The organism is Sphingopyxis indica (genome assembly GCF_900188185.1).
In the GTDB taxonomy this organism is placed as follows: Bacteria; Pseudomonadota; Alphaproteobacteria; order Sphingomonadales; family Sphingomonadaceae; genus Sphingopyxis; species Sphingopyxis indica.
Map to the genome: position 1 here is coordinate 25,677 of NZ_FZPA01000021.1, position 24,569 is coordinate 50,245.

At 65.4% G+C, this 24,569-nt stretch carries 27 protein-coding genes and 1 tRNA gene; 18 read left to right on the forward strand and 10 right to left on the reverse strand.

Translation table 11 applies throughout. The annotated features are described in order from the left end of the window. The first annotated feature begins 25 nt into the window (after positions 1–25). The 11 genes from CHB69_RS18520 to CHB69_RS18565 all read left to right on the forward strand — a co-directional run bounded on the left by CHB69_RS18520 (position 26) and on the right by CHB69_RS18565 (position 7,751). The gene (locus CHB69_RS18520) at positions 26–634 is read left to right on the forward strand and encodes a TetR/AcrR family transcriptional regulator (protein ID WP_170935637.1); all 609 of its coding nucleotides are present in this window, start codon (positions 26–28) and stop codon (positions 632–634) included. Continuing rightward, positions 631–1,551: an SDR family NAD(P)-dependent oxidoreductase gene (locus CHB69_RS18525; protein WP_089217406.1), complete on the forward strand. Its 921-nt coding sequence runs from the start codon at positions 631–633 to the stop codon at positions 1,549–1,551. Before CHB69_RS18520 ends, CHB69_RS18525 begins: the two co-directional genes overlap by 4 nt. Next, positions 1,548–1,931: a 4Fe-4S dicluster domain-containing protein gene (locus CHB69_RS18530; protein WP_170935638.1), complete on the forward strand. Its 384-nt coding sequence runs from the start codon at positions 1,548–1,550 to the stop codon at positions 1,929–1,931. Before CHB69_RS18525 ends, CHB69_RS18530 begins: the two co-directional genes overlap by 4 nt. A gap of 85 nt (positions 1,932–2,016) precedes the next feature. Beyond that, positions 2,017–3,120, forward strand: a complete 1,104-nt coding sequence (locus CHB69_RS18535) for an aldo/keto reductase (RefSeq protein WP_089217407.1) — start codon at positions 2,017–2,019, stop codon at positions 3,118–3,120. A 130-nt stretch (positions 3,121–3,250) separates the two neighbouring features. Next, the gene (locus CHB69_RS18540) at positions 3,251–4,384 is read left to right on the forward strand and encodes a patatin-like phospholipase family protein (RefSeq protein ID WP_089217408.1); all 1,134 of its coding nucleotides are present in this window, start codon (positions 3,251–3,253) and stop codon (positions 4,382–4,384) included. A gap of 287 nt (positions 4,385–4,671) precedes the next feature. Beyond that, positions 4,672–4,851, forward strand: coding sequence for a glutathione S-transferase family protein (locus CHB69_RS19920; protein WP_212541951.1), 180 nt, complete (start codon positions 4,672–4,674; stop codon positions 4,849–4,851). Positions 4,852–4,918: 67 nt separating this feature from the next. Further along, a complete protein-coding gene (locus CHB69_RS18550; RefSeq protein ID WP_212541952.1) occupies positions 4,919–5,263 on the forward strand; it encodes a LysR family transcriptional regulator in 345 nt (114 codons plus the stop codon). Next, positions 5,205–5,336 (forward strand): hypothetical protein, encoded by a 132-nt coding sequence (locus CHB69_RS20700; protein WP_281252668.1) that lies wholly within the window; start codon positions 5,205–5,207, stop codon positions 5,334–5,336. Before CHB69_RS18550 ends, CHB69_RS20700 begins: the two co-directional genes overlap by 59 nt. Next, positions 5,333–5,686: a toxin-antitoxin system TumE family protein gene (locus tag CHB69_RS18555; protein ID WP_089217410.1), complete on the forward strand. Its 354-nt coding sequence runs from the start codon at positions 5,333–5,335 to the stop codon at positions 5,684–5,686. The genes CHB69_RS20700 and CHB69_RS18555 overlap by 4 nt, the downstream gene beginning before the upstream one ends. Next, complete coding sequence (locus tag CHB69_RS18560; RefSeq protein WP_089217411.1) at positions 5,683–6,081, forward strand: HVO_A0114 family putative DNA-binding protein; 399 nt, start codon at positions 5,683–5,685, stop codon at positions 6,079–6,081. The genes CHB69_RS18555 and CHB69_RS18560 overlap by 4 nt, the downstream gene beginning before the upstream one ends. Beyond that, positions 6,078–7,751, forward strand: coding sequence for a recombinase family protein (locus CHB69_RS18565; RefSeq protein WP_089217432.1), 1,674 nt, complete (start codon positions 6,078–6,080; stop codon positions 7,749–7,751). Before CHB69_RS18560 ends, CHB69_RS18565 begins: the two co-directional genes overlap by 4 nt. Here the strand turns inward: CHB69_RS18565 and CHB69_RS18570 are convergent. Continuing rightward, a tRNA-Arg gene (locus CHB69_RS18570) sits at positions 7,710–7,786 on the reverse strand. The two genes, CHB69_RS18565 and CHB69_RS18570, sit on opposite strands and share 42 nt — an antisense overlap. A 72-nt stretch (positions 7,787–7,858) precedes the next feature. Between CHB69_RS18570 and CHB69_RS18575 the strand changes: the two genes are divergently transcribed. Beyond that, entirely contained in the window at positions 7,859–8,617 is a 759-nt protein-coding gene (locus CHB69_RS18575; RefSeq protein ID WP_089217412.1) for a queuosine precursor transporter, read from the forward strand. Positions 8,618–8,622: 5 nt separating this feature from the next. Beyond that, entirely contained in the window at positions 8,623–9,009 is a 387-nt protein-coding gene (locus CHB69_RS18580; protein ID WP_089217413.1) for a hypothetical protein, read from the forward strand. On the opposite strand, the gene purQ is transcribed toward CHB69_RS18580, so the two are convergent. Together purQ and purS are read right to left on the reverse strand one after the other, a co-directional pair. Further along, positions 8,971–9,636, reverse strand: a complete 666-nt coding sequence (purQ, locus tag CHB69_RS18585; RefSeq protein WP_089217414.1) for a phosphoribosylformylglycinamidine synthase subunit PurQ — start codon at positions 9,634–9,636, stop codon at positions 8,971–8,973. The two genes, CHB69_RS18580 and purQ, sit on opposite strands and share 39 nt — an antisense overlap. A gap of 22 nt (positions 9,637–9,658) precedes the next feature. Continuing rightward, positions 9,659–9,889 (reverse strand): phosphoribosylformylglycinamidine synthase subunit PurS, encoded by a 231-nt coding sequence (gene purS / locus CHB69_RS18590; RefSeq protein WP_089217415.1) that lies wholly within the window; start codon positions 9,887–9,889, stop codon positions 9,659–9,661. A 182-nt stretch (positions 9,890–10,071) separates the two neighbouring features. Here purS and CHB69_RS18595 point away from each other — a divergent pair, with 182 nt between their 5' ends. The 3 genes from CHB69_RS18595 (at position 10,072) to CHB69_RS18605 (ending at position 11,572) form a co-directional block, all read left to right on the forward strand. Beyond that, entirely contained in the window at positions 10,072–10,245 is a 174-nt protein-coding gene (locus CHB69_RS18595; RefSeq protein WP_089217416.1) for a (2Fe-2S)-binding protein, read from the forward strand. Between the two features lie 101 nt (positions 10,246–10,346). Then, a complete protein-coding gene (bfr, locus tag CHB69_RS18600; protein ID WP_089217417.1) occupies positions 10,347–10,829 on the forward strand; it encodes a bacterioferritin in 483 nt (160 codons plus the stop codon). 323 nt (positions 10,830–11,152) lie between these two features. Next, positions 11,153–11,572 (forward strand): addiction module antidote protein, encoded by a 420-nt coding sequence (locus CHB69_RS18605; protein ID WP_089217418.1) that lies wholly within the window; start codon positions 11,153–11,155, stop codon positions 11,570–11,572. A 67-nt stretch (positions 11,573–11,639) separates the two neighbouring features. Here the strand turns inward: CHB69_RS18605 and CHB69_RS18610 are convergent, their stop codons facing one another. The 5 genes from CHB69_RS18610 to hisG all read right to left on the reverse strand — a co-directional run bounded on the left by CHB69_RS18610 (position 11,640) and on the right by hisG (position 17,612). Continuing rightward, on the reverse strand, positions 11,640–13,763 hold the full coding sequence (locus CHB69_RS18610; RefSeq protein ID WP_089217419.1) for a sodium-translocating pyrophosphatase: 2,124 nt from the start codon (positions 13,761–13,763) through the stop codon (positions 11,640–11,642). Between the two features lie 249 nt (positions 13,764–14,012). Further along, complete coding sequence (gene thiL / locus CHB69_RS18615) at positions 14,013–14,945, reverse strand: thiamine-phosphate kinase (protein ID WP_089217420.1); 933 nt, start codon at positions 14,943–14,945, stop codon at positions 14,013–14,015. Between the two features lie 156 nt (positions 14,946–15,101). Then, positions 15,102–15,548 (reverse strand): transcription antitermination factor NusB, encoded by a 447-nt coding sequence (gene nusB, locus CHB69_RS18620; protein WP_089217421.1) that lies wholly within the window; start codon positions 15,546–15,548, stop codon positions 15,102–15,104. Positions 15,549–15,658: 110 nt separating this feature from the next. Then, entirely contained in the window at positions 15,659–16,963 is a 1,305-nt protein-coding gene (gene hisD, locus CHB69_RS18625) for a histidinol dehydrogenase (RefSeq protein ID WP_089217422.1), read from the reverse strand. Continuing rightward, positions 16,950–17,612: an ATP phosphoribosyltransferase gene (hisG, locus tag CHB69_RS18630; protein ID WP_089217423.1), complete on the reverse strand. Its 663-nt coding sequence runs from the start codon at positions 17,610–17,612 to the stop codon at positions 16,950–16,952. The genes hisD and hisG overlap by 14 nt, the downstream gene beginning before the upstream one ends. A 39-nt stretch (positions 17,613–17,651) precedes the next feature. On the opposite strand from hisG, the gene CHB69_RS18635 reads away from it, so the two are divergent. Continuing rightward, the gene (locus CHB69_RS18635) at positions 17,652–18,731 is read left to right on the forward strand and encodes a DUF2332 domain-containing protein (RefSeq protein WP_089217424.1); all 1,080 of its coding nucleotides are present in this window, start codon (positions 17,652–17,654) and stop codon (positions 18,729–18,731) included. Between the two features lie 16 nt (positions 18,732–18,747). Here the strand turns inward: CHB69_RS18635 and CHB69_RS18640 are convergent, their stop codons facing one another. Both CHB69_RS18640 and purC read right to left on the reverse strand, forming a co-directional pair. Then, on the reverse strand, positions 18,748–21,618 hold the full coding sequence (locus CHB69_RS18640; protein ID WP_089217425.1) for a M16 family metallopeptidase: 2,871 nt from the start codon (positions 21,616–21,618) through the stop codon (positions 18,748–18,750). A gap of 411 nt (positions 21,619–22,029) precedes the next feature. Further along, positions 22,030–22,809: a phosphoribosylaminoimidazolesuccinocarboxamide synthase gene (purC, locus tag CHB69_RS18645; protein WP_089217426.1), complete on the reverse strand. Its 780-nt coding sequence runs from the start codon at positions 22,807–22,809 to the stop codon at positions 22,030–22,032. Positions 22,810–23,253: 444 nt separating this feature from the next. Between purC and CHB69_RS18650 the strand changes: the two genes are divergently transcribed. Continuing rightward, positions 23,254–24,177: a crotonase/enoyl-CoA hydratase family protein gene (locus CHB69_RS18650; RefSeq protein WP_089217427.1), complete on the forward strand. Its 924-nt coding sequence runs from the start codon at positions 23,254–23,256 to the stop codon at positions 24,175–24,177. Positions 24,178–24,569 lie beyond the last annotated feature (392 nt).

Genomic DNA, 24,569 nt, shown 5'->3' on the forward strand with positions numbered 1-24,569 from the left:
ACGATGCGCGGGGCGTGAGATGGGCATGAACGTGGCCAACGACCCTGAAGCAGCGCGACAGGTCGAGATCGTCGAAGCGGCGACCGGCATCTTCCTGCGTTATGGCTTCAAGAAGACGGCGATGGAGGATATCGCGCGGGCGGTGGGGATCTCGCGCCAGGCCCTCTATCTCTACTTTCCGACCAAGGAGGCCGTGTTCAAGGCTGTGATCTCGCGCAGCCTCGCGGCCATGCGCGCGGAGGCCCGGGCGGCGCTCGCGCATCAGGATCACGATATCGAAGAGCGCGTGCTCGGCGCCTTCGAAGCGCTGCATAGCAAAGCGGTCGGCGTCGAGCATCTTGGCGAACTGATCGCGACGACGGCAACGCTTACCGGTCCCGTCTTCCGAGAGATGGAGGAGGCAGTGGTCCGTGACATGGCGCAAGCTCTGGATGCCGCAGGCGTCGCCGCGCGTTGGACAAAGGCGGGGGTCTCCTCAATGGAACTCGCCCAGCACCTTGCGGCAACGTCCGAGGGCATCAAGTTCAGCGCGAAGACCTTGGGAGAGTACCTCGATCGCATGCGTATCGCCGTCAGGATCGTTTGCTGGGGTGCTCTCCCCGAAGCCAATTCGCGTTCGGGGAGAGCACCATGAGGACGATCGTCATGACTGGAGCGACATCGGGCATCGGCAGGGTTGCGGCCGAGCATATGCTCCAGATGCCGGATGTTCAGCTCTGGTTGGGTGCGCGTGGTGCGCCTCCGCCTGGCGCCCATGGTTTTCCACTAGACTTGGCGCGGCTGGCAAGCGTTCGTGCGTTCGCCAAGGCGGTGGGCGAAAGGCTCGGCGAGATCCCGATTGATGCCCTTGTGCTCAACGCGGGAACGCAATTTCCAAGTGACAACGGGCGCACCGAAGACGGATTCGAAACGACCTTCGCCGTAAAACACCTGGCCCACTATCTCTTGCTGCTGCTGCTGCCGCGCCTTGCCGAAGCCGCGACGGTCGTGATCACCACCAGCGATACGCATGAGCCGGCGCTCAATCCGATTGCGCCACCCGAGCATGCCGATGCTGAACGGCTCGCGCATCCGGTGCGAAAACCTGGCGTTCGGTCCAGTCCGCTTCGGGACGGGTTTCGGGCCTATTCGGCGTCCAAGCTATGCAACCTGTTAACCGCCCGCGCGCTCAGCCGTTCGCAGGCCGCCGAGGTCAAGCACCTCCGCATCATCGCCTACAATCCGGGCTTCACCCTGGGAACCGGCCTGCAACGCAGCGCTCCGCTTATCTTATGGCTGCTCATTGGGATGTTGCGGCCCATCGTCGTGCCGCTGTTCCGCATCAACAAGCCCGCTCAAGCCGGACAGGTGCTTGCCGATCTGGCTCTCGGCCGGATCGAGCCGCCGGCCGGGCGGCTCTATGCATCGCTTGTCAAGCGACGCCTCACCTGGCCCGAAACGTCGGACTTGGCGCAGCGCGACGACGTGATGAGCAAGCTCTGGCGCGATAGCGCTCAGATGGTCGGTCTGGAGAGACTTGCAGCCAATAATGGGGAAAGGCCATCGACATGACCGATTTGACGGACGGCGCCCCGAGCAAGAGGACCAATGCCGCCAAGGTGCGGCGAGCGGCAGCCGACTCACGCCGCCCCGGCGCCGAATGCAAGGCGCCGGCCGGCGCATTCGTCCCGATCGTGAACCGCGGGAAGTGCGAGGCCAAAGGCGATTGCATCGAGGTCTGTCCCTACGATGTCTTCGAGGTCGGGCCGATCGACGAGAAGGACTATCGCGCCCTTGGCTGGGTCGGACGTCTACGGGTGCGCGTGCACGGCATGCGCACCGCATATACGCCGAACGCCGACCGCTGTCTCGCCTGCGGCTTGTGCGTCGTTGCTTGCCCGGAAAATGCGATCCGACTTGTCGAGATCACCCCCGAAGCAGGCAAAGGGTAGCGCCTAACCCGCCCATCAGGCGCGAATTGTCGCCGGACTTCCGTCCTCCGCGACCCGTCCGAATTTCGTTGGAAAGGAACGTCCTATGACATCGCCACTCACACTTGCCAGTTATCGCTTGCTCGGCTCGTCCGGCCTTCGCGTCTCCCCCCTCTGCCTGGGCACGATGACCTTTGCCCAGCCCGATTGGGGCATGGACCGCGAAACCGCACAGAGCGTATTCGACGCCTATGTCGGCGCCGGCGGCAACTTCATCGACACGGCGAACTTCTACTCGCAGGGCAAGGCGGAAGAACTCATCGGCGAATTTGCACAGGGGCGGCGGGATCGCCTCGTCATCGCCAGCAAATACACGCTGAACCTCGACCCTACGGACCCGAACGGCGGTGGGAATCATCGCAAGAGCATGATGCGCTCGGTTGAGGCCAGCCTGAAGCGCCTGCGCACCGATTACATCGACCTTTTCTACCTGCATATGTGGGACAAGACCACGCCCGTCGACGAGGTGCTGCGCGGGCTGGACGATCTTGTCGCCCAGGGGAAGATCAACTATGTCGGCATATCCGACACACCAGCCTGGCAGGTCGCACGCATGGCGACGGTGGCGGACCTGCGCGGTTGGTCGAGGCCCGTGGCGCTTCAGATCGAATACAGCCTCGTTGAGCGCACGGTCGAGCGTGAGCTGGTGCCGATGGCGGCGGAACTCGGGATCGGCGTCATGCCCTTCTCGCCGGTCGCCATGGGCATTTTGACCGGACGCTACAGCCGAGCCGATCTTGAACCAGCCGCCTCGCATGGCGATGGCCGCAAGGGCCCACTGGTGGCTGCAGGGATGGTCACCGAGAAGAAGATCTCGGTCGCCGAGACAGTGATCGAGATTGCCAGGGAGATCGGCGCCGAGCCCGCGCAGGTGGCGATCGCATGGCTTCTTACAAATCCGGCCGTGACCTCCCCCATCCTCGGCATGCGTACCCTGGCGCAGTACGAAAGCAATATCGGCGCATTGAACGTGACGTTCACCGAAGCGCAGCTTGCCGCCCTCGATGCCGCCAGCCGGATAGAGATGGGTTTCCCCCACGACATGCTCGCCAGTCCGCTCCGCAAGGCGTTCATCTTCGGCCAGACAAATGTCCGGCTGCGGCGAGAGGGATATCGCGTCCCAGCGTTGAAAGAAGATATTCCGGCATAAGAGGGGGGGCATAACGTCGATGGATATTTGGGAAACATTCTCAATGGACCCACTTGGGGCTCTCATCGCGCGGTGTGCCAAGTATGGATTGCCGTCCGTCTGTTCAGCACTGTGGTTTTAGGGATCACCAATGTGGGAAAACAGTTCCTACGAAGCAGGGGACATGAAACGAATTGGCATCGCTCCAAGCGGCAAGGCCATGTTAATCGTTTCCTGCCTCGCCCTTGCATTAGCTGCCTGTCAGCATGGCGATATCGTCATCGACGCAGGAGATTCGGTGATCGCGTCCGGGGGCCGAGCATCGATAATCGTGGCCGGTCGGAACGTGGCGAAACTAAGGTCGGAACCGCGCAACATCCTCGTGCTGACAAGCGGAGGAGCGGACGGAGCCTTTGGCGCAGGTGTCCTCTCGGGATGGTCGGCCAGCGGAACCCGACCGCAATTCGACATCGTGACCGGCACGTCGACCGGGGCGCTGCAAGCGACGGCGGCCTTTCTCGGCAGCGAATTCGACAGCCTGCTGGAAAAGCTCTACACGACCACGCGCACACGTGACATCCTGCGCTCCAACGGACTGAAGACGCTTTTCAGGACGGGCCGTTACGACCCGATGCCGCTACGCCGTCAGCTTGCGGAACACATCACGGAAAGCATGCTCGACGCCGTGGCGGCGGAACACAATGAAGGACGGCGCCTCTATGTCGCGACGACCGACATGACCGCCGGTAAGACCGTGATCTGGGATATGGGCGCGATCGCCGCTGGGGGCGGGAACAGGAAAAACCGCTACATAGACATACTGGTTGCATCCGCGGCCGCCCCCGGCCTGATCGAGTCCGTTTACGTGCGAAACCTGCAAAGCGGTGCGTTGAGCGTGCACAGCGACGGCGGCGTCAAAGCACCAGTTCCGCTGGAATCCTTCATGCTCGAAGAAAGCAGGCCAGGACTTACGCATGTATGGGTCATTGCCAACGGGCATGTCAGCCGCAGCGCAGCGGTGCGTAGCGATGCGAGTTCGACAATCCCCCTCGCGCAGCGCGGTGTTACACAGCTTCTCCGGCAGTTGCTCTACATCTCGGTTCGCGATGCCGAAGCGAGGACCCGGCAAGCAGGCGCACGTTTCCATTTGATCCCACTCCCCGACACGATCCCCGAAGCTGCCAGTCCCTTCGAATTCAAGCCGGAAGAGATGCGTGGTCTGTTCGAGGCAGGTCGTGAGATCGGATTACGACGCTTTGGCACGGCCCTAGCGACATGGCGGTAACAGGATGACTTCACCGAACCGGACGCGCATCAGTGGGGCGTTCGCCAACCTACCGCTGTTTACAAGATACGCCGCCGTCCTCGCCGCGCCGCGACTATCCATCGCCACGGATCAATCGCGGTGGGGTCGCTGGCGCCCGTGCAGCAAGAGGGCATATCATGCTCCGGCCTTGGGCCGCGTAGCCTACGCTCTCGTAGCCGACCGCGTAGGCCACGGTCGCTGCTTCCGAGTGCACCGTGATGAGGCGTCGGCGCGCGTCATGCAGGCGGATTTGCTTCTGGTATCTGATGGGAGACGACTTCATGGTGGCGGATGCCTATCTCTTCACGGTGCTTGGTTGGATGCCCGGCTTTTCCATTGATCTCAACCGCTGGCCCAATACCGAGGCATATACCCAGCTCGTCGCAAACCGCCCATCTGTCGCCTCGGCCCATGCGCGCGAGGCAGAAATACCGCCTGTCGAATGAAATGCGGCGGCAACCCTCAAAGCGCCCAAGGTTAGATCATACGCCTCTGCCACGTCACCGTATCCCGATGGTCGCTCTGGTGCAGACGCTCGCCGTCGCGGAATATCTCAGCTTCCATCGTGCGGCGCTGGCCCTCGGCACCAGCCAGTCGAGCGTCAGCGCCCGGATCAAGGCGCTGGAGGCAGACCTTGGCGTCATCCTCTTCGACCGCAACACGCGCGGCGTCCGCCTGACCGAAGCCGGACGCCGTTTCGTCGATCAGGTCCATGACGCCATGGGCATTCTCGACCGTGCGATCAAGACGGCCGGGATGCAGGCGCACGGTGAAGAAGGTGAGCTTCGGATCGGCGTTCATGCCCGTCACCGGGGCCGAGATCGACGTGTTCGAGCGTTGGTTCGGCGATGTCTTTGACGATCTTCTGAACCCGAGAGGAACACAGGACGGCTTGTCTTTCTTATCACAATCTGATAAGGAAAAGCCATGAGCGAGGATCGCGATCCGAACCTCGACACGCTTCTCGACCTGGACGGGCAGGTGCTCGTTGTCGATCCCGAAGGCGGTCATTGGGTCAAGTTTGTTGTCACCCGCGTTCCGGCGTCGCCGGAAAAACCGCACGGCCTCGATTACTCGCTCACGCTTCACGGGCCTTCGGGCGAACGGCTGGTCGGCTTCGACAACGCCCATCCGGTCGGCCGAGGCAGGCGCGGCGAGCCGCTGGACCATCGGCATCGCCTCCAGACCGTGAAGCCCTACGCCTGGGAGGATGCGGCCACGCTGCTGGCCGACTTCTGGCAGGCGGTGGACGCGGTGTTGAAGGAGCGAGGCGTGCTATGACCACATTGAAAGTCGGGATTGCCGACTACGAAGAAATGAAGGCCCGCACCATGCGGATCGCGCGTGGCGAGGAAAAGCCTGCGCCAGGCGATCCGAAGGTGTGGTTCACCTCGACCGAATCCTTTGCCAAGGTGCTGTCGGCGGGTAATCGTGAACTGCTGCGCGTCATCGCCGAGAAGACACCGGCATCGCTGGAAGAACTGTCCGAGATCACCGGCCGGGCCATATCCAACCTGTCACGCACCATGAAGACGATGGAGAGCTATGGGCTTGTCCGCTTGGAGAAGGGTCAAGGCCGCAAGCTCGCGCCCAAGGTGGTGCATGATCGTGTGGAACTGGCGTTGCCCCTGATCGACCGCGCAAAGCCGAAGAAGGTGATGGGAGGTCGCGCATGAACATTCATACCCCCTGCGTCACCACCACCCGCGCCGCGCTCTACCTGCGCGTCTCGACCGCCCGGCAGGCTGAGCATGACGTGTCGATCCCCGACCAACGCAAGCAGGGCGAAGCCTATTGCGCGACGCGCGGCTACCAGCTTGTCGAAACCTTTGTTGAGGCCGGCGCTTCTGCCACCAACGACAAGCGTCCCGAGTTCCAACGAATGATCGAGGCCGGCACTAGCAAGCCCGCGCCGTTTGACGTGGTAGTGGTTCACAGCTTCTCGCGCTTCTTCCGCGATCACTTCGAGCTGGAGTTCTATGTCCGCAAGCTGGCGAAGAACGGCGTGCGTCTTGTCTCGATCACGCAGGAGATGGGCGACGATCCCATGCACGTCATGATGCGGCAGATCATGGCGCTGTTCGACGAATATCAGTCGAAGGAGAACGCCAAGCACGTCCTGCGCGCCATGAACGAGAACGCCAGGCAAGGCTTCTGGAACGGCGCACGGCCACCGATCGGCTATCGCATCGTTGCCGCCGAGCAGCGCGGATCGAAGATCAAGAAGAAGCTGGAGATCGACCCGCTGCACGCCGACACCGTGCGGCTGATCTATCGCTTGTTCCTCGAAGGTGACGGCACGTCCGGCGCGATGGGCGTCAAGGCCATCGCCACTTATCTCAATGAGCGCCGTTTCTTCACTCGCGACGGTGGGCGTTGGGGGCTGGCGCAAATCCACGCCATCCTCACCCGCACCACCTATATTGGCGAGCACAGGTTCAACACGCGCTCCCACAAAGACCGGGAGAAGAAGCCGGAAAGCGAGATCGCCATCATGGCGGTGCCGCCTCTGATCGAGCGTGAGATTTTCGATGCGGTGCAAGCCCGCCTCAAATCCCGCAATCCCATGGTGACGCCAGCGCGTGTTTCGAGTGGCCCGACGCTACTGACCGGCATTTGCTTTTGCGCCAAGTGCGGGGGCGCGATGACGCTCCGCACCGGCAGGGGAAGCGCAGGGGGGACATACCGCTACTATACCTGCTCGACCAAGGCGCGGCAGGGCAAGACCGGCTGCAAGGGGCGCACGATCCCGATGGACAAGCTCGACCATCTCGTTGCCGACCACATTGAGGACCGCTTGCTCCAGCCGAAGCGGTTGGAAACCGTCCTTGCCAGCGTCGTCGACCGGCGGCAGGAACGCACTGAACGCCGCCGCGAGCACCTTGCCGAGCTTCACAGGCGAATCACCGAGACGGACCAGCGGCTCGGCCGCCTCTACGACGCCATCGAATCCGGCGTGGCCGATTTGAACGACGGTGCCTTGAAGGAGCGTATTGCCAGTCTCAAGGCGATCCGGGACCAGGCCACCGCCGACGCGGAGCGCACGCAGCTCGCACTCGATAGCTCCGGCAATCAGGCCGTCAGCCCCGACATGCTAAAGGCGTTCGCCCGCATGGCGCGTGAACGGATGCGGCTTGATGATGGTGGCTACCGCCGCGACCATCTGCGCGCCCTGGCGCAGCGCGTCGAGGTTGCCGACGACGAAGTTCGCATCATGGGATCGAAGTCAGAATTGCTGCGAACGCTGGTCGCCGCTTCTAGCGTAGAAACGGCGGCGTTCGGCGTTCAGAGTTCTGTTCTGAAATGGCGCGCCCGGCAGGATTCGAACCTGCGACCACCCGCTTAGAAGGCGGGTGCTCTATCCAGCTGAGCTACGGGCGCGCGGCACCACCGGTGCGCCCCGCGCGAATAGCGTGGTTTGCGCGCGCCGCAAAGCGCGTTAAGCAGCACGCCATGACCGAGCCCGCTTCCGCCGCGTTCCGCGCGCCCGCCCCTGCGCATGTCAACGCCGCAAGCGTGCGGCATTTTCGCTATTACGACCTCGTCATGGCGGCGTTCGTCGCGATCCTGCTCCTCAGCAACATCATCGGCGCGTCGAAGCCCTCCTATATCCCGATGCCGGACGGCGGCCAGTGGGCGTTCGGCGCCGGGGTGCTCTTCTTCCCGATCAGCTACATCATCGGCGATGTGTTGACCGAAGTGTATGGCTATGCGCGGGCGCGGCGCGTGATCTGGACGGGCTTTGCGGCGCTGATCTTCATGGCGTTCATGGCGGCGGTGGTCGTCGCGTTGCCGCCCGCCGACGGCTGGCCGGGACAGGCGAGCTATGAATTCGTGTTCGGCAACAGCTGGCGCATCGTGCTGGCGTCGATGACCGCTTTCTGGGCCGGCGAATTCGCCAATTCCTATGTACTGGCGCGGATGAAGCTGGCGACCGGCGGGCGCTTTCTGTGGATGCGCACGATCGGATCGACGATCGTCGGCCAGGGGCTCGACAGCCTGATCTTCTATCCGCTCGCCTTCTATGGCCTCGCCGGCTGGCCGCCCGAGCAGCTGGTGCAGGTCGTGCTGTCGCAATGGGCGATCAAGACCGCGTGGGAGGCCGCGCTGACCCCGGTAACCTATGCCGTCGTCGGGCTGCTCAAGCGGCGCGAAGGCGTCGACGTGTTCGACGAAGACACCGACTTCTCTCCCTTCCGCGCCAAGGTTTGACCCCCATGACCCTGATCGAACTCGCCTCGCTGTTCGAGGAGCGCAAGCTGTGGATCGTCACAGCGAGCGGCCTCGATAAGGACGCGCTGCACATCTATTTCGGCATGGCGCTGTTTCTCGCGGTGCGGCTCGTGTGGCGCGGGCCGCGCGGCTGGCTGGTCGCCTGGCTCGCGGTGATCGCGATGGCGTGCGGCGGCGAATGGCTCGACCTCACCGCCGAGGCGAGACACGCCGCGATCCAGCCCGACGCCGCGCATTGGCATGACATCTGGAACACCTGCTTCTGGCCGACCGTGATCCTGCTCCTCAGCCGCTGGTTGCAGCCGGCGCGGCGCGAGGTGCCTGCGCTGACGTCAGGCGAGGGCGCCGAGCGCCGCTTCGAACAGGCGTAGCCCGTCGGTGCCGCCGTGCGCGGGGTCGATCGCGCGCTCGGGGTGCGGCATCATGCCGAGGACATTGCCCGCGTCGTTGAGAACACCCGCGATGTCGCGCGCCGAGCCGTTGACCGGTTCGGCGTAGCGGAAGGCGACGCGCCCCTCGCCCTCGATGCGGTCAAGCGTCGCGCTATCCGCGAAATAATTGCCGTCGTGATGCGCGACGGGAATGCGGATCGTCTCGCCCTTCGCATAGCTTGCGGTGAACAGCGACTGGCTGTTCTCGACCGTCAGCGGCACGGTGCGGCAGACGAAGTTGAGCCCGGCGTTGCGCATCAGCGCGCCGGGGAGCAGCTGCGCCTCGGCGAGCACCTGAAAGCCGTTGCACACGCCGAGCACCGGAACGCCGCGCCCCGCCGCCTCGACCACCGCGCGCAGGATCGGCGAGCGCGCCGCCATCGCGCCCGAGCGCAGATAGTCGCCATAGGAAAAACCGCCGGGCAGCGCGATGAAGTCGGTGCCGCCCGGCAGCGCGCTGTCGCGGTGCCACACCATCGCGGGGGCGCGGCCGGTGACCGTCTCGAGCGCGACGGCCATGTCGCGGTCGCAGTTGGAGCCGGGAAAGACGATGACGGCGGTCTTCATGGGGGGGCTCCCTTCGGTCGCGTCAGGCGCGTTCGATGCGGTAGTTTTCGATGACGGTGTTGGCGAGCAGCTTCGCGCACATCGCATCGAGATCGGCGTCGCTGACGTCGTCGGCAACCTCGAGCTCGATGAAGCGCCCCGCGCGGACATCGTCGACCCCGGCAAAGCCCAGCCCTTCGAGCGCATGATGGATCGCCTTGCCCTGCGGGTCGAGAACCCCCGGCTTGAGCGTCACATAGACATTCACTTTCATGGCTGCGGACCTTTGCGGATGGGCGGGGGAAGATGCGGGCGCCTATGCCCGCGAATCGCGCGCCGGGCAAGGGGCGCACGTCGCCTTTTTTCCCGCGTTCGACCGTGCGAGGCGTTCGCAACTTTCCTGTTGCGAATCGCTCGCACTATCCCTAGATCATGCTTGTTGAGAGGGATTCGCATATGGTCGTCTGTGTCTGCAACGCAATAAGGGAAAGCCAGCTGCGCGATGTCGCGCGGAACGGCCAATTGCGCTGCGCCAAGGCCGCCTATGCGCAACTGGGTCGCAAACCCAAATGCGGCCAGTGCCTGTCATTCGCTCGCAATATCATCAGCGAGGCCGTTGAGGCCGCCTGATTTTTCGCAGAAATCCGCCATTTTCACCCTTGGCCTGAACGGGTCCGGGGCGGTATAATGCCGCCCGGCTTCCCTACCCGAGAACAGACAGGACAAGAGACATGAAGGGCGACGAAAAGGTCATCGACTTCCTCAACGAAGCGCTCAAGAACGAGCTGACCGCGATCAACCAATATTGGCTGCATTACCGTATGCTCGACAATTGGGGCGTCGCGCGGCTCGCGCATTTCGAGCGCGAGGAATCGATCGACGAGATGAAGCACGCCGACAAGCTGGCGGACCGCATCCTCTTCCTCGAAGGCCTGCCCAATTTCCAGCTGCTCGGCCGGCTGCGCGTCGGCGAGACGGTCGAGGAGATATTGAAGGCGGATCTCGCGCTCGAGGAAGAGGCGATCCCGCTGCTCAAGGACGCGATCGAACATTGCGAGAAGGTGCGCGACTATGTCAGCCGCGACCTGTTCGCCGACATCCTGGAAAGCGAGGAACATCATGTCGACGAGCTGGAAAAGCAGTTCGACCTGATCGAACGCATGGGCCTCCAGAATTATATCCAGTTGCAATCCAGGCCGGTCGGCGACGACTGATACCAAGGTGCGGCCGGGGACGAATCACGGCCTTTCCTTCGTCATCCCGGCGAAGGCCGGGATCTCGACCTGGCTTTACGATGCACCGGCGAGATCCCGGCCTTCGCCGGGATGACGCAGACTGGCGAAGCACGGTTTTCCGGCATATTCAGAGGCACTTTCGGGTGCCTCTCTTTTTTGCTTGTATTTGCGATTAATTCTCAATAGCACGGTCGAGCAGTCCCCTCCTGCCGGCTGCTGCTCGATGCGGCGGCCGGCATCTTTTTCGAAGCAAGAGGCCCGGCAGGACTGCGTATCGAGCCGGGCACGCGGGAGGATCGACGTTGGAGAGCAGCACCCTGATCCGCGAGTTGACCCGCCAGCCGCTCGTCCGCGAGTTGCCGGTCGACGCGGCACAAGCGGTGCTCGCGCTGCGCTATTGCATCCTCTGCCGCCGCGCCAGCCGCGACCCGATGCCCGAACTCGAACGGCGCTGGGGTAACATCCTTGCCGCGCGCCGCTACCGTGTCGTCGTCGAGGCGATCGCGCACGTCTGGCCCGAAGCCTTCGCGGTCGCGCCGCCCTGTTGCCCGCGGGTCAGCCACGACGAGGCGCTGCTCGCCGCGATGGTCGGCGCCGCGGCGCACGGCGATCGGGTGCATTTCGACTGGCTGCTCGCCGAAATGCTGGGCGGCGACGCGCGCGAGATGCTGTTCGTTGCGCTCGGCAATTTCCTGCGCGCGCGGATATCGGGACGCGTCTGACCCGCCCAAGCAAAAGCCCCGCCGGATCGCTCCGACGGGGCCTTGTTTGCCACCAGAACCGCGATGCCTACATCGCATGTCCCGCGAGCGCCGCGAGCAGCAGCAGCGCGACGATGTTGGTGATCTTGATCATCGGATTGACCGCCGGACCGGCGGTATCCTTATAGGGATCGCCGACGGTGTCACCCGTGACCGCGGCCTTGTGGGCTTCGCTGCCCTTGCCGCCGTGATTGCCGTCCTCGATATATTTTTTCGCGTTATCCCACGCGCCGCCGCCCGAGGTCATCGAGAGCGCGACGAACAGCCCGCCGACGATCACGCCGAGCAGCAGCGCGCCCAATGCCGCAAAGCCCGCCGCGCGGTCGCCCGCGACCCAGCTGATCGCGAAATAGACGACGATCGGCGCCAGCACCGGCAGCAGCGAGGGGACGATCATCTCCTTGATCGCCGCCTTGGTCACCAGGTCGACGGTGCGCGCATAGTCGGGCTTCGAGGTGCCCGCCATGATGCCCGCGTCGTTCGCGAACTGCTCGCGCACGTCTTTCACCACGTCGCCCGCCGCGCGGCCGACCGCGGTCATCCCCAGCGCCCCGAAGAGATAGGGCAGCAGGGCGCCGAGCAGCAACCCGACGATGACATAGGGATTTTCGAGGCTGAAATCGACCGACAGGTCGGGGAAGAATTCCCTGAGGTCGGTCGTATAGGCCGCAAAGAGCACCAGCGCGGCGAGCCCCGCCGAACCGATCGCATAGCCCTTGGTCACCGCCTTGGTCGTATTGCCCACGGCGTCGAGCAGGTCGGTCTTTTCGCGCACGCTGTCGTCGAGCCCCGCCATTTCGGCGATGCCGCCGGCATTGTCGGTCACTGGACCATAGGCGTCGAGCGCGACGACCATGCCCGCAAGCGCGAGCATCGCGGTCGCCGCATAGGCGATGCCGATCAGCCCCGCGAGCTGATAGGCGATGATGATGCCCGCGACGATCACCAGCGTCGGCAGCGCGGTCGCCTCGAGGCTGACCGCGAGACCCTGGATCACATTGGTGCCATGACCCGTTTCCGACGCCTTGGCGATCGAGCGCACCGGGCGGAAGCCGGTGCCGGTATAATATTCGGTGATCCAGATGATGAGGCCCGTGATGATGAGCCCGAGCAACGAGCACCAGAACAGGTCCATGCCGGTGAAACCGCCATTGGCGCCGTCGCCGCCGATCGCGGCATCGAGGTTGCCCCCAAGCCCCCAGTGCAGCGCGCCATAGATGCCGATCACCGAGGTGATCGCGGTGACGAGGAAGCCCTTGTACATCGCGCCCATCACATTGTTCGATCCGCCGAGGCGGACGAAATAGGTGCCGATGATCGAGGTGATGATGCACACGCCGCCGATCAGCAGCGGCAGCGCCATCAGCACGCCGAGCATTTCGCCCGCGCCCTTCAGGAGCAGCGCGGTCAGCACCATCGTCGCACCGACGGTGACGACATAGGTTTCGAAGAGGTCGGCGGCCATGCCCGCACAGTCGCCGACATTGTCGCCGACATTGTCGGCGATCACCGCGGGGTTGCGCGGATCGTCCTCGGGGATGCCCGCCTCGACCTTGCCGACCAGGTCGGCGCCGACGTCGGCGGCCTTGGTGAAGATGCCGCCGCCGAGACGCGCGAAGATCGAGATCAGCGAGGCGCCGAACGCCAGTGCGACGAGCCCGTCGACCACGGTGCGATCCTCGCCGCCGACGCTCTTGCCCATCTGCGTCGTCAGCACCCAGTAAAAGACCGAGATGGCGAGCAGCGCGAGCCCCGCAACGAGCAGCCCGGTGATCGCGCCGGCGCGGAACGCCAGCGTCAGCCCCGATTGCAGCCCCTTTTGCGCGGCCGCGGCGGTGCGCACGTTCGAGCGCACCGAAATATTCATGCCGATGAACCCGGCGACGCCGGAAAGAATTGCGCCGATGACGAAACCGGTCGCGGACACGCCGCTGAGCGTCGCCGCGATGATGATGGCGACCACGACACCGACGACGGCGATGGTCGAATATTGACGCTTCAGATAGGCCTGCGCCCCTTCCTGGATGGCGGCGGCGATTTCCTGCATCTTCTCATTCCCCGCCGGTGCGCCGAGCACTTGCCGCGAGGTAATGAAGCCATAGAGCACGGCCAAAAGGCCGCACGCTATCGCGATCAGAACCGGATCGTTCATGCGTGTCTGTTCCTTCCCCATTGAACGGGATGGCCACAGCTTAGCAGTCGAGCACGTCCGACCTATTGTTGCCGGTTCGCCCTCTCCCCTGATGCGACCGCCCCAAATTTGGACCGCCGGGTTATGGGAAGAAAGGCTTTCGAGGGCAAGCCCGCAATGGCCGTCATCCCGGCGAAAGCCGGGATCTCGACGTTCCGTCATGGCGCATCGGCGAGACCCCGGCCTTCGCCGGGGTGACGACAAGGCCGATCAATGCATGAAACCGAGCCGGTCGGGCAGCGCGACGCGCCGCGCATGGTCGGTCAGCACGATCCCTTCGCCGACCGCCGCATGGCCGACCGGCGTGATCGCGACGTTCAGCCCTTCGGCGATTTCGCGGATATGGTCCGCCTCGCCCGCATCGGCTGCAAAAAGCAGTTGATAGTCGTCGCCCGCGGTCGCGGCGGCGAGGCGCGTGTCGAGCACGTCGGGCCGCACCGCGAGCAGCGCGGCCGACAGCGGCAGCACCTCCATCGCCAGCGCGATCCGGCAGCCGCTCGCCGCCGCCATCCGTTCGGCGTCGATCAGCAGGCCGTCGGAGATGTCCATCATCGCGTGGACGTGCGGCACGAGCGCCTGCCCGAGCGTCAGCTGCGGCTGCGGGCGGCGATAGGCGGCGAGGCAGGTCTCGTTAGGCTCGAGCTCGCCGAGCCGCATCGCGAGCCCGACCCCGGCGTCACCGATCGTTCCGCTGACCCATATCCGGTCGCCGGGTCGCGCGCCGCCGCGCGAGGGGACGTCGCCATCGGGCGCGCGGCCGATCGCGGTCAGCCCGAAGCTGCGCGGCGCACCCGCCGGCACGCGCACCGTGTCGCCGCCGAGCAGCGGCACGCCGAAACGCCGCAGCGCCACCGCGAGCCCCGACGCGAACGCCTCGTCCCACGCCGCGTCGCCGGTCAGGCTGTAGCCGAGCAATACGCCGAGCGGCGCCGCGCCCTTCGCCGCGAGATCGGACAGGTTCACCGCGACGAGCTTCCACGCGACGTCCTGCGGGGCCTCGTCGGGCAGGAAATGGACGCCCTCGACGATCATGTCGTGCGTGAGCACCAGCCCTTCGAACAGCGCCGCATCGTCAGCGAGCCCGCGCGCCGCGGGGTCGGTCGCGATGTCGCGCAGGCGGGCGATGAAATCGGCTTCGTTCATTGGGAAATCGTAATGGATAGCGCTATGGTATGAAAGATGCCGTAGCGGCGTGTCCCGGCGAAGGCGGGGACCCAGAGCGCATTTGCGCCACCGTCCGGCTCATCCGCTCTGGGCTCCCGCCTGCGCGGGAGCACACGGCTTTATTCTTCATGGCCGCTACTTTCGGACATCCTTGCCGATCGCGTCGAGCAGGCCATTGGCGAAGCCCGCTTCGCGCCCGTCGAAGAAGGCCTTGGCCACATCGACATATTCGCTCACCACCGCGCCCACCGGCACGTCGCCGCGCGCGATCAGTTCATAGGCGCCGGCGCGCAATATCGCCTTCATCGTGCGGTCGAGCCGGTCCATCGTCCAGCCGCTTGCGAGCCGCGCGGTGATCGCGGCGTCGAGCTCGCCCGCCCGCGCGAGCGTGCCCTTGACGATATCGTCGAAGAAGGGGACGTCGGCCTCGGCATATTCGGCGTCCTCGATGATCGCCCCGATGCGGTGCTGGTGGAACTCGTGAATCAGCTGCGCGACCGGCGTGCCCTCCATCTCGTGCTGATAGAGCGCCTGCACGGCGGCGAGGCGGGCGGCGGAGCGGGATTGGGCGCGTTTGTTCATGGTTTCTGCTTTTATCTCAAATCGTCATCCCGGCGAAGGCCGGGATCTCGACCTCGCGTCATGAGGCACCGGCGAGATTCCGGCCTGCGCCGGAATGACGAACATGGGGATCAAGGATGGTTTGGCTTCAATCTGTTCCGGACGCTGAGCGCATGGGCGGGAAGCCCCTCGGCTCCCGCGAGCGCCACCGCGGCGGGTCCGATCGCGGCGAGGCTCGCTTCGTCGAGCGCGAGGAAGCTGGTGCGCTTCATGAAGTCGGTGACCGACAGGCCGCTCGAAAAGCGCGCGCGGCGTCCGGTGGGGAGGACATGGTTGGGACCGGCGACATAATCGCCGATCGCCTCGGGGGTCTGGCGGCCGAGGAAGACCGAACCCGCGTGGCGGACCAGCGCGAACAGCGCGTCGGCCTCCACCGGGTCGACCGCGAATTCGAGATGCTCGGGCGCGAGCCGGTCGCACAGGGGAATCGCGTCGGCCAACTTCGGCACGACGATGATCGCGCCATTATCGGCCCAGCTCGCCTGCATCGTCGGCGCGGTGGCGAGCGTCGGGATGACATGCGCGACCGCCGCGGCGACGGCATCGGCGAAGTCGCTATCGTCGGTGAAGAGGATCGACTGGCTCGTCGGGTCGTGCTCGGCCTGGCTCAACAGGTCGGCTGCGATGACATGCGGTTCGTTCCTGGCGTCCGCAACGACGACGATCTCGCTCGGCCCGGCAACCATGTCGATACCGACGACGCCATAAAGCTGGCGCTTCGCTTCGGCGACCCACGCATTGCCGGGGCCGGTGACGACGTCGACCGGCGCGATCCTGTCGGTGCCATGGGCGAGCGCGGCGATCGCCTGCGCGCCGCCGACGCGCCAGATCTCGTCGACCCCGCCGATATGCGCCGCGGCCATGACGACCGGATTGACCTCACCGCCCGGCGTCGGGGTGACCATCACGATCCGCTCGACCCCGGCAACCTTCGCGGGCAGGATGTTCATCAGCACCGACGAGGGATAGGCGGCGCGCCCGCCGGGGACATAGACGCCCGCCGCATCGACCGCCCGCCAGCGCGCGCCGAGCCGCGCGCCGGCGGCGTCGCGATAGTCGCGGTCCTCCGGCAATTGCGCGGCATGATAGGCGCGGATACGCTCCGCAGCGAGGGTCAGCGCGTCGCGCAGCTCGGGCGCGAGCGCCTCATGGGCCGCGGCGCATTCCGCCTTCGAAATCGTCCAGCCGCGCGCATCGAGGTCGAAGCGGTCGAACTTCCGAGTATAATCGGCAAGCGCCGCGTCGCCCTCGGCCTTCACGCGCGCGACGATCGCGGCAACGTCGGCCGACACGTCGGACGCGCTCTCGCGCCGGTCGTTCACCAGCGCGTCGAAATCGGCCGCGAAGCCGGGCGCCGAAGTGTCAAGCCGCCGCATCGCCCTGCCCCACGATCTCGCGGAACCGCTCGACGAGCGCCGGCACTTCGGCCGAGCGCAGCTTGAACGCCGCGCGGTTGACGATCAGCCGCGCCGACACCTCGCTGATGATTTTCTGCTCTTCGAGCGCATTTTCGATCAGCGTGCGCCCGGTCGAAACCAGGTCGACGATGTGCGAGGCGAGACCCAGCTTCGGCGCAATCTCCATCGCGCCGTTCAATTTAATGCATTCGGCCTGAATGCCCTGCCCCTCGAACCAGCGGCGCGTCGTCGCGGGATATTTGGTCGCGACGCGGATATGGCTTTCACCGAGCCCCGGCGGCGCGCTGCCCGCCGGTCCCGCGAGCGACAGGCGGCAATGCCCGATGCCGAGGTCGACCGGCGCATAAAGCTCCGAATAGCCGAACTCGTCGACGACGTCCGATCCGACGATACCGAGCTGCGCCGCGCCATGCGCGACGAAGGTGGCGACGTCGAAGGCGCGCACGCGGATCAGCGAAATATGCGGCTGGTTCGTCCCGAACACCAGCGCGCGGCTCTTTTTGTCGAAGAAATCCGCCGCGGGCTCGATCCCGGCCGCCGCGAGCAGCGGCAACGCCTCGTCGAGTATGCGTCCCTTGGGGATGGCAAAGATGATCGGTTCGGGCATAAGCACGCGCGCACATAAGCGCCAGCGGGAGAAAGGGCAATGAGCGACCGGTATCAGTTTGTGGACATGGCCGAAACCGGACGCGCGGCGGTCGATACCGCCTTCGCCAACCAGGTCGCCTATTGCCGCAGCGCCGAGGCCCCCGTGACCGCGCGGATCGTCGCCGCTCTCGCCACGCTGCTGAAGCACCCCGACAGCGAATTCGCGCGCCGCATCGCGGCGTGGGAGGGCGCGCCGCTCGCCGACGCGCTGCCGCTGCGCGCCGCTGGCGGGCTCCACGCGCTGCACCTGTCGGGCGGAGCGCCCGAGCTCGCGCCCATCTATGCCGACAGCGAAGACATCAACGACGCCGCGGTGGTCGCCGGCGTGGTGCGGCGGCACGACGCGGCGTTGCTGCCATGGCTCGACGGCCCGCCGCAAACCAATGAGGCGGGCCGCTCGGCGAATTTCATCGCCGCGATGCTCTGGCTCGTCGATCAGGGCTTGCCGCCGCATTTCGAATGCCTCGAAATCGGGTCGAGTGCGGGGATCAATTTGATGCTCGATCGCTATCACTATGACCTCGCCGGCGTGCAGGTCGGACCGCAGCCTGGCGTGATGGGCTTCGCTCCCGAATGGCGCGGCCGCCACCCGCCGCAGCACAAGATCGACTTCGTGGGCGTCAAGGGCTGCGACGTCGCGCCGGTCGACCTCACCGATCCCGCGCAGGCGCTGCGCCTCAAGGCCTATATCTGGCCCGAGCATCATGTCCGCTTCGGCCGCATCGAGGCGGCGATTGCCGCCGCCGAGGCCGACCCGCCCGACCTCGTCCGCATGAGCGCCGCCGATTTCGTCGAGGCCGAGCTGGCAAAACCGCAGGCCGCTGGGACGACGCGCGTGCTGATGCACTCGATCGTCTGGCAATATGTCCCCGCCGACCAGCAGGCGCGCATCACCGCGGCAATGGAAGCCGTCGGCGCACGGGCCACGCCCGACCGCCCGCTCGCGTGGATCGCGCTCGAAGCCAATCGCACGCTGCATCTTCACGAACTGGTCGTGCGTCACTGGCCCGGCGGCGCCGAACCGAAGATGCTCGGCCGCTCGCACCCGCACGGCGCGTGGGTGGAGTGGACGGTTTAGAGCGGCGGATTCCCCACTATCCGCCCGCCTTGTCGCTGATCGCCTTGATGACCAGCGCCTTGTCGTCGACCAGGTAGCGCACCGCGAGCGCCTGCAACTCGGCGGGCGTCGCGGCCTCGACCTCCTCGATCGCGTGGCGGCTGCGGTCGAGGCGATCGGGGCGCGTCGAGGCTTCGGCGACATAGTTCATCCAATAGCTGTTCTCGCGCCGCGCCTTGACGAGCGCCTCGACGAACGGGCGGCGCGCGCGGTCGAGCAGGTCGGTATCGACCTGACGATCACGCAGGTCCTTCGCGATGCCGAACATCGCCGCACGCGTCGTCGCGATATCCTGATAGTCGACATTCGCCGCCGCGAAGAGATGGCCGAAATGCGGAAACTCGTCGGACAGGCTCGCCGCGGCGCCGGGGCTGTAGCTTTCGCCGAGCCGCTCGCGCAATTCCTCGGTCAGCTTGAGCTGCATCACGCGCGCGAGCAGGTTGAGCCGCATCGCTTCGCCAAGGTCGCTATCGTCGCGCGCCGGCCAATAGACGCGCAGCTCGGCCTGATCGGCCGGTCCCTTGTGGATCAGCGTGCGTTCGCTGGTGTCGGCCTGATATTCGCGCACGCGCGATGCGGCGCGCGGGTCGAAGGCGGCGCGGCGTTCGGGCAGCGCGCCGAATGTCGCCGCGATCGCGTCGATCGCCGCAGCCTCGTCGATGTCGCCGACGACGCCGATCTCGATCGCGCCATGCGCCAGGCTGTCGGCGATGACCGGCTTGAGCTGGCTCCAGTCGAGGGTGAGCAGCGTCGCGAGCGGCGGCGTCTGTGCCCGCGGATCGTCATTGGCGAGGATGCCGCCGACGTCGCGCCCCATCACCGCCGCGGGGGTCGCATCGTTCGCTGCATAGCGCTGCGGCAGCACGCGGCGGATCAGTGCGAGCCCGTCGGCGCGATAGCCCGGATGGGTGACATAGGCCGCCATCAGATCGGCCTGCAGCCGGAAATCCTCGGGCGAGGTCACGACCCGCCCCCCGAAGGCGTCGATGTCGGACCCGAAGCTCGGCGCGACGGTCTTGCCCGCAAAGATCGTTCGCAGATCGTCATAGCTGTGCGCCTCGAGCCCACCGACGCCGAGCGAGCCCGCCAGCGCGACCTTCGTCGGATCGTCGCGCGTCGCGAGCAGCGTGCCGCCATCGACGCGCACCGACAGCCAGACCTTGTCCTTCTGGAAATCGGTCCGCTTGATGTTGAGCATGACATTATTGGCAAAGCGGATGCGGCGGATGCCCAGATCCTCGACGCGCTCGTCCGACACCACGCGCCCCGGCGTGCCAAAGCCGGTGTATGCGAAGGCGGTACTTTCAGTCGCTGCGGGCGGCGCGACCGCGACCGCCTGCGACGCCTTCAATTCGGCGAGGATCGCGCCGGTGCCACCGTCGATCGGCGTCTTGCTGGTCACGCGCGCGAGCGGCGGGCTCATCCCCGAAACGCGCTGGCGGAAGGCGTCGGATACGGTCGCGGCGTCGAGCGTCGGTTCGGCCGCCGCGAACAACGCCGCGGTCGTTTCGGGGCGCACGAAAACGAAATCGCCATCGGCGGCATTGACGAGCCCGTCGGCGAGCGCCTCGCTGCGCCGCGTCGCCGCCCCCGCCACCGCGGTCTTGATCGCATTGCGCCGCCGCGCGAGCTGTTCGTCGACTTCGGACTGGGTAAAGCCATGCTCGACCGCGCGGCGATATTCCTGCTCGACCAGCGCGAGCGCATCCTTCCACGCGCCCTCTTTCGCTACCGCGCCCGCGGTGACAAGGTCGAAGGTCTTCCACCCTTCCAGATCGTTCACATAGCCCGACAGGATCGGCGAATCCTCGGCGAGCGCGAGCCTGGCAAGGCGCCGGTCGACGATCGCCTCGCCGACTTCTTCGGCGAGGTTGCGGATGCGCTTTGCCCTGGTATCGGGTTCGTCGACCCACGGCTTGAAGCGCGCGATCGTCACCCCGTCGTTGATCGCGGGATCGACGAAATCGTCGGCGGCCGACGCGCGATCATAGTCGATCGAGCCGAGGCCGGGCTCCGGCCCCGCAGGGCCGCGCCCCTGCCAGTCGGCAAAGCGTGCCTTGATTTTCGCCTCGACCGCCGCGGTGTCGAAGTCGCCGACCATCACAAGGGTCGCGCGCTCGGGACGGTAATAGCGATCATAGAGGTCGCGCAGCCGCGATGCGGGTGCGGTGCGGATCACCTCTTCGGTGCCGATCGGCAGCCGATCGGCGACGATCATGCCCGGCATCGCGAAAGCAAACTGGTCGGCAAGGTTACGCAGTTGATAGCTATCGCGCGCACGGCGTTCGGAGAGGATCACCCCGCGCTCGCGGTCGATCGCGGCGGGATCGAGCGTCAGCTCGCTCGCGGTCTCGCGCATCAGCATCAGCCCGGTGTCGATCAGATCGTCCGACGCGCTGGGCAGGTCGAGCTTGTACAGCGTCTGGTCGAAGCCGGTCGAAGCATTGGTGTCGGCGCCGAAGGCGAGCCCCTTCCGCTCGAGCAGCTTGATCATCTCGCCTTCGGGCACATGCGTCGAGCCGTTGAACGCCATATGCTCCAGGAAATGCGCGAGCCCGCGCTGGTCGTCGGCCTCGTCGAAGCTGCCGACGTCGAAACGCATCCGGATAATCACGCTGTCCCTGGGCGTTTCATTGTGGAGCAGCGCATATTTCATGCCGTTCGGCAGCACGCCGAAGACGATGTTCGGATCGACCGGCACGTCGCTGTCGGCATAGTTCCACGCGCGCGCCGCCGGGGTCTGCGGATTGACGGGAGCCGACGGTGCGGGCTGGGTTGCTGCGGTTGTGGCGAGGATAAGCAGCGGCGACAGCGCGATCGCGACGCGCCGGAACGGGAAAATGGTCATGCAAGCGGTTTGGCTTCCCCCGCCAAGGGGGTCAAGCTGCGCCGCCGATGCTTTCGACGGACGACGTTTCGAGCCGATCGGCGGGCTTCGCGGCGGCCGGCGACATCGGGGAAAACCCCCTCCTGTTCAGAGGTGACTATCCCCCAGATATTCGTGGACGCCCCATACTCCGTCATTGCGAGCGAAGCGAAGCAATCCAGAGTAGGCGTAAACCGCCCTGGATTGCTTCGCGCAGTTTATCCTGAGCGCCTGCAAGGCAGTCGAAGGGCTCGCAATGACGAGATCAGCGATGCGAACGGGTCAATCGCCAACCTGTTTCAGAGCGACGAAAGGCCTTGGGTGTCGTTTCCTGTCGAAAGCGGTCGTGCTTGCAAAGGATATGACCCCTCCGAAGAGGAGGGGCTTATATGCTCAGCTGCCCTTTTTCTTGCGGTGGGTTTCGAGGTCGAGCACCGCATTGTCGCCGCCCTCGGGCATCAGGCCCAGCCGTCGCGCCACTTCCTGATAGGCCTCGACCTCGCCGCCCAGATCGCGGCGGAAACGGTCCTTGTCGAGCTTTTCGTTCGTGACCATGTCCCACAGGCGGCAGCCGTCGGGGCTGATCTCGTCGGCGAGGATGATGCGGCTGTAATCGCCGTCCCAAAGCCGCCCGAACTCGAGCTTGAAGTCGATCAGGCGGATACCGACCGCGGCGAACAGGCCGCACATGAAATCGTTGATGCGGATCGCCATGTCCTGAATATCGTGCAGCTCTTCCTGGCTGCACCAGTTGAAGCAAGCGATATGCTCCTCGGCGATCAGCGGGTCGCCGAGCGCGTCGTCCTTGTAGCAATATTCGATGAGGGTGCGGGGAAGCTGCGTCCCCTCCTCGATCCCGAGCCGCTTCGACAGCGAGCCCGCGGCGACGTTGCGCACGACGACCTCGATCGGCACGATCTCGACCTGGCGGATCAGCTGTTCGCGCATGTTGAGGCGGCGGATGAAATGATGCGGCACGCCGATCTGGCCGAGCAGCGTGAACACATGTTCCGAGATGCGGTTGTTGAGCACGCCCTTGCCGTTGATCGTCCCGCGCTTCTGCGCATTGAACGCCGTCGCATCGTCCTTGAAATACTGGATCAGGGTCCCCGGTTCGGGGCCTTCGTAGAGGATCTTGGCTTTGCCTTCGTAGATCTGGCGGCGACGGGCCATGGCGTGCAACTTTCTGCCGGAACGAAAAGAATGACCCCGGCGACTGGCGACTCAGGAAGCGGCCGGCGCCGGGGCGAAGGAGCGCCCTATAGCGGCAAAGCCACGGCGCGTCATCCTTCACTTCGCCGGGTGCGGGAAGCTGAGACCCCGCCCCGTTTCAATCCTCGTCACCCTGACTTGTCTGGCGATTATCCCTATTGCATCCATATGCCCCGTCATTGCGAGCGAAGCGAAGCAATCCAGAGTGTGCGTAAACCGCTCTGGATTGCTTCGCTTCGCTCGCAATGACGAAATCCGGAATACGGATGCGAAGGGAATAATCGCCAACTTGTTTCAGGGTCCATGGCCCGAGACGCAGCTTACGCTTACGTCCACGTCAACTTATGCTTGCGCTCGCGTGCCGCGCTTGCGACGATAACCGCAATATAGACGGGAGAGTGTGTGATGAGCTTCGACCAGATTCGCCTCGACAAGCAGGAAGGGATCGCGCTGCTGACGCTGCACCGGCCCGACCGGATGAACGCCTTCACCACCCAGATGATGCTCGAGATCGTCGCCGCGCTCGACGAGTGCGACGCCGACGACGCGGTGCGCGCGGTGATCTTCACCGGCGCGGGCGACCGCGCCTATTGCGCGGGCGCCGACCTCGGCGGGGGCGCGGCGACCTTCGACTATGACAAGCGCACCGACAAGGCGGCGGCGCTCCCCGACGGCGTGTCGGCGAGCCCGGTTGGCGAGGATGGGACGATCGACTGGTCGCACCCGCTGATCCGCGATTCGGGCGGCCGCGTGTCGATGCGCATTTTCGACGCGAAGAAGCCGGTGCTGGGCGCGATCAACGGCGCCGCGGTCGGCATCGGCGCGACGATGACGCTGTCGATGGATGCGCGGCTCGCGAGCGACACCGCGCGCTACGGCTTCGTCTTCGCGCGCCGCGGCATCGTGCCCGAAGCGGCGTCGAGCTGGTTCCTGCCGCGCCTTGTCGGCATCGCGAATGCGGTCGACCTTTGCTATTCGGGGCGCCTGATTTCGGCGCGGGAAGCGCAGGACATGGGACTGGTGCAGTCGGTCCACGCCCCCGGCGCGCTGATCGACGCCGCGATCGCCAAGGCGCGCGAAATGACCGAGCAGAGCGCGCCGGTATCGGTCGCGCTGACGCGCCACATGCTGTGGCGAATGCTCGGCGCGCCGCACCCGATGAGCGCGCACCGCTGGGACAGCCGCGCGATCTTTGCCCGCGGACGCAGCCCCGACGCCGCCGAAGGGGTGACGAGCTTCCTCGAAAAGCGCGCACCCCATTTCACCGCGAGCGTCGCGAACGACTATCCGTGGTTCGGCGAGTTCGAGGATACGCCGCCTTATAGTTGAGAGCGGCGGCATTGGGGTGGTTAGCGGACGTTCGACCAACCCCTCCTCTTCAGAGGAGGGGCAGCGAGATTTGGGCGCTTCGCGCCCTAGTCGCAGCGGGGTGGTGCAAGGGCGCCTTGCGCGCTGTCGCGCGCCACCACCCCAAACCCCTCCTCTGAAGAGGAGGGGCTTAAGAACGTCCGCTCCCGCCCGCAAGCGGTCGTTCATACTCGACCGCTTCGTGGTGGTTAGCGGACATCCATCCACTTCGTCATCCCGGACTTGATCCGGGGTTCCATTCTACCAGCGCCGCGCCCATGGACCCCCCTGAGTTCACAAACGAAGTGCAACACCTCAAGCAGGTGGTGCCATGTCGAGATACCGTCATTTATCGCTTGAGGAGCGCTGTTCGA

What these genes read in the sequence shown, in the direction of transcription:
- CHB69_RS18565 (WP_089217432.1), top strand. Translation starts at nt 6,078, where the DNA reads ATGAACATTCATACCCCCTGCGTCACCACCACCCGCGCCGCGCTCTAC.
- CHB69_RS18555 (WP_089217410.1), top strand. Translation starts at nt 5,333, where the DNA reads ATGAGCGAGGATCGCGATCCGAACCTCGACACGCTTCTCGACCTGGAC.
- CHB69_RS18580 (WP_089217413.1), top strand. Translation starts at nt 8,623, where the DNA reads ATGACCCTGATCGAACTCGCCTCGCTGTTCGAGGAGCGCAAGCTGTGG.
- CHB69_RS18640 (WP_089217425.1), bottom strand. Translation starts at nt 21,618, where the DNA reads ATGACCATTTTCCCGTTCCGGCGCGTCGCGATCGCGCTGTCGCCGCTG.
- nusB (WP_089217421.1), bottom strand. Translation starts at nt 15,548, where the DNA reads ATGAACAAACGCGCCCAATCCCGCTCCGCCGCCCGCCTCGCCGCCGTG.
- CHB69_RS20700 (WP_281252668.1), top strand. Translation starts at nt 5,205, where the DNA reads ATGCCCGTCACCGGGGCCGAGATCGACGTGTTCGAGCGTTGGTTCGGC.
- CHB69_RS18530 (WP_170935638.1), top strand. Translation starts at nt 1,548, where the DNA reads ATGACCGATTTGACGGACGGCGCCCCGAGCAAGAGGACCAATGCCGCC.
- CHB69_RS18520 (WP_170935637.1), top strand. Translation starts at nt 26, where the DNA reads ATGAACGTGGCCAACGACCCTGAAGCAGCGCGACAGGTCGAGATCGTC.
- CHB69_RS18595 (WP_089217416.1), top strand. Translation starts at nt 10,072, where the DNA reads ATGGTCGTCTGTGTCTGCAACGCAATAAGGGAAAGCCAGCTGCGCGAT.
- bfr (WP_089217417.1), top strand. Translation starts at nt 10,347, where the DNA reads ATGAAGGGCGACGAAAAGGTCATCGACTTCCTCAACGAAGCGCTCAAG.
- purS (WP_089217415.1), bottom strand. Translation starts at nt 9,889, where the DNA reads ATGAAAGTGAATGTCTATGTGACGCTCAAGCCGGGGGTTCTCGACCCG.
- CHB69_RS18535 (WP_089217407.1), top strand. Translation starts at nt 2,017, where the DNA reads ATGACATCGCCACTCACACTTGCCAGTTATCGCTTGCTCGGCTCGTCC.
- CHB69_RS18610 (WP_089217419.1), bottom strand. Translation starts at nt 13,763, where the DNA reads ATGAACGATCCGGTTCTGATCGCGATAGCGTGCGGCCTTTTGGCCGTG.
- purC (WP_089217426.1), bottom strand. Translation starts at nt 22,809, where the DNA reads ATGGCCCGTCGCCGCCAGATCTACGAAGGCAAAGCCAAGATCCTCTAC.
- hisG (WP_089217423.1), bottom strand. Translation starts at nt 17,612, where the DNA reads ATGCCCGAACCGATCATCTTTGCCATCCCCAAGGGACGCATACTCGAC.
- CHB69_RS19920 (WP_212541951.1), top strand. Translation starts at nt 4,672, where the DNA reads ATGGGAGACGACTTCATGGTGGCGGATGCCTATCTCTTCACGGTGCTT.
- CHB69_RS18650 (WP_089217427.1), top strand. Translation starts at nt 23,254, where the DNA reads ATGAGCTTCGACCAGATTCGCCTCGACAAGCAGGAAGGGATCGCGCTG.
- CHB69_RS18550 (WP_212541952.1), top strand. Translation starts at nt 4,919, where the DNA reads ATGGTCGCTCTGGTGCAGACGCTCGCCGTCGCGGAATATCTCAGCTTC.
- CHB69_RS18575 (WP_089217412.1), top strand. Translation starts at nt 7,859, where the DNA reads ATGACCGAGCCCGCTTCCGCCGCGTTCCGCGCGCCCGCCCCTGCGCAT.
- CHB69_RS18525 (WP_089217406.1), top strand. Translation starts at nt 631, where the DNA reads ATGAGGACGATCGTCATGACTGGAGCGACATCGGGCATCGGCAGGGTT.
- CHB69_RS18540 (WP_089217408.1), top strand. Translation starts at nt 3,251, where the DNA reads ATGTGGGAAAACAGTTCCTACGAAGCAGGGGACATGAAACGAATTGGC.
- thiL (WP_089217420.1), bottom strand. Translation starts at nt 14,945, where the DNA reads ATGAACGAAGCCGATTTCATCGCCCGCCTGCGCGACATCGCGACCGAC.
- CHB69_RS18560 (WP_089217411.1), top strand. Translation starts at nt 5,683, where the DNA reads ATGACCACATTGAAAGTCGGGATTGCCGACTACGAAGAAATGAAGGCC.
- CHB69_RS18635 (WP_089217424.1), top strand. Translation starts at nt 17,652, where the DNA reads ATGAGCGACCGGTATCAGTTTGTGGACATGGCCGAAACCGGACGCGCG.
- hisD (WP_089217422.1), bottom strand. Translation starts at nt 16,963, where the DNA reads ATGCGGCGGCTTGACACTTCGGCGCCCGGCTTCGCGGCCGATTTCGAC.
- purQ (WP_089217414.1), bottom strand. Translation starts at nt 9,636, where the DNA reads ATGAAGACCGCCGTCATCGTCTTTCCCGGCTCCAACTGCGACCGCGAC.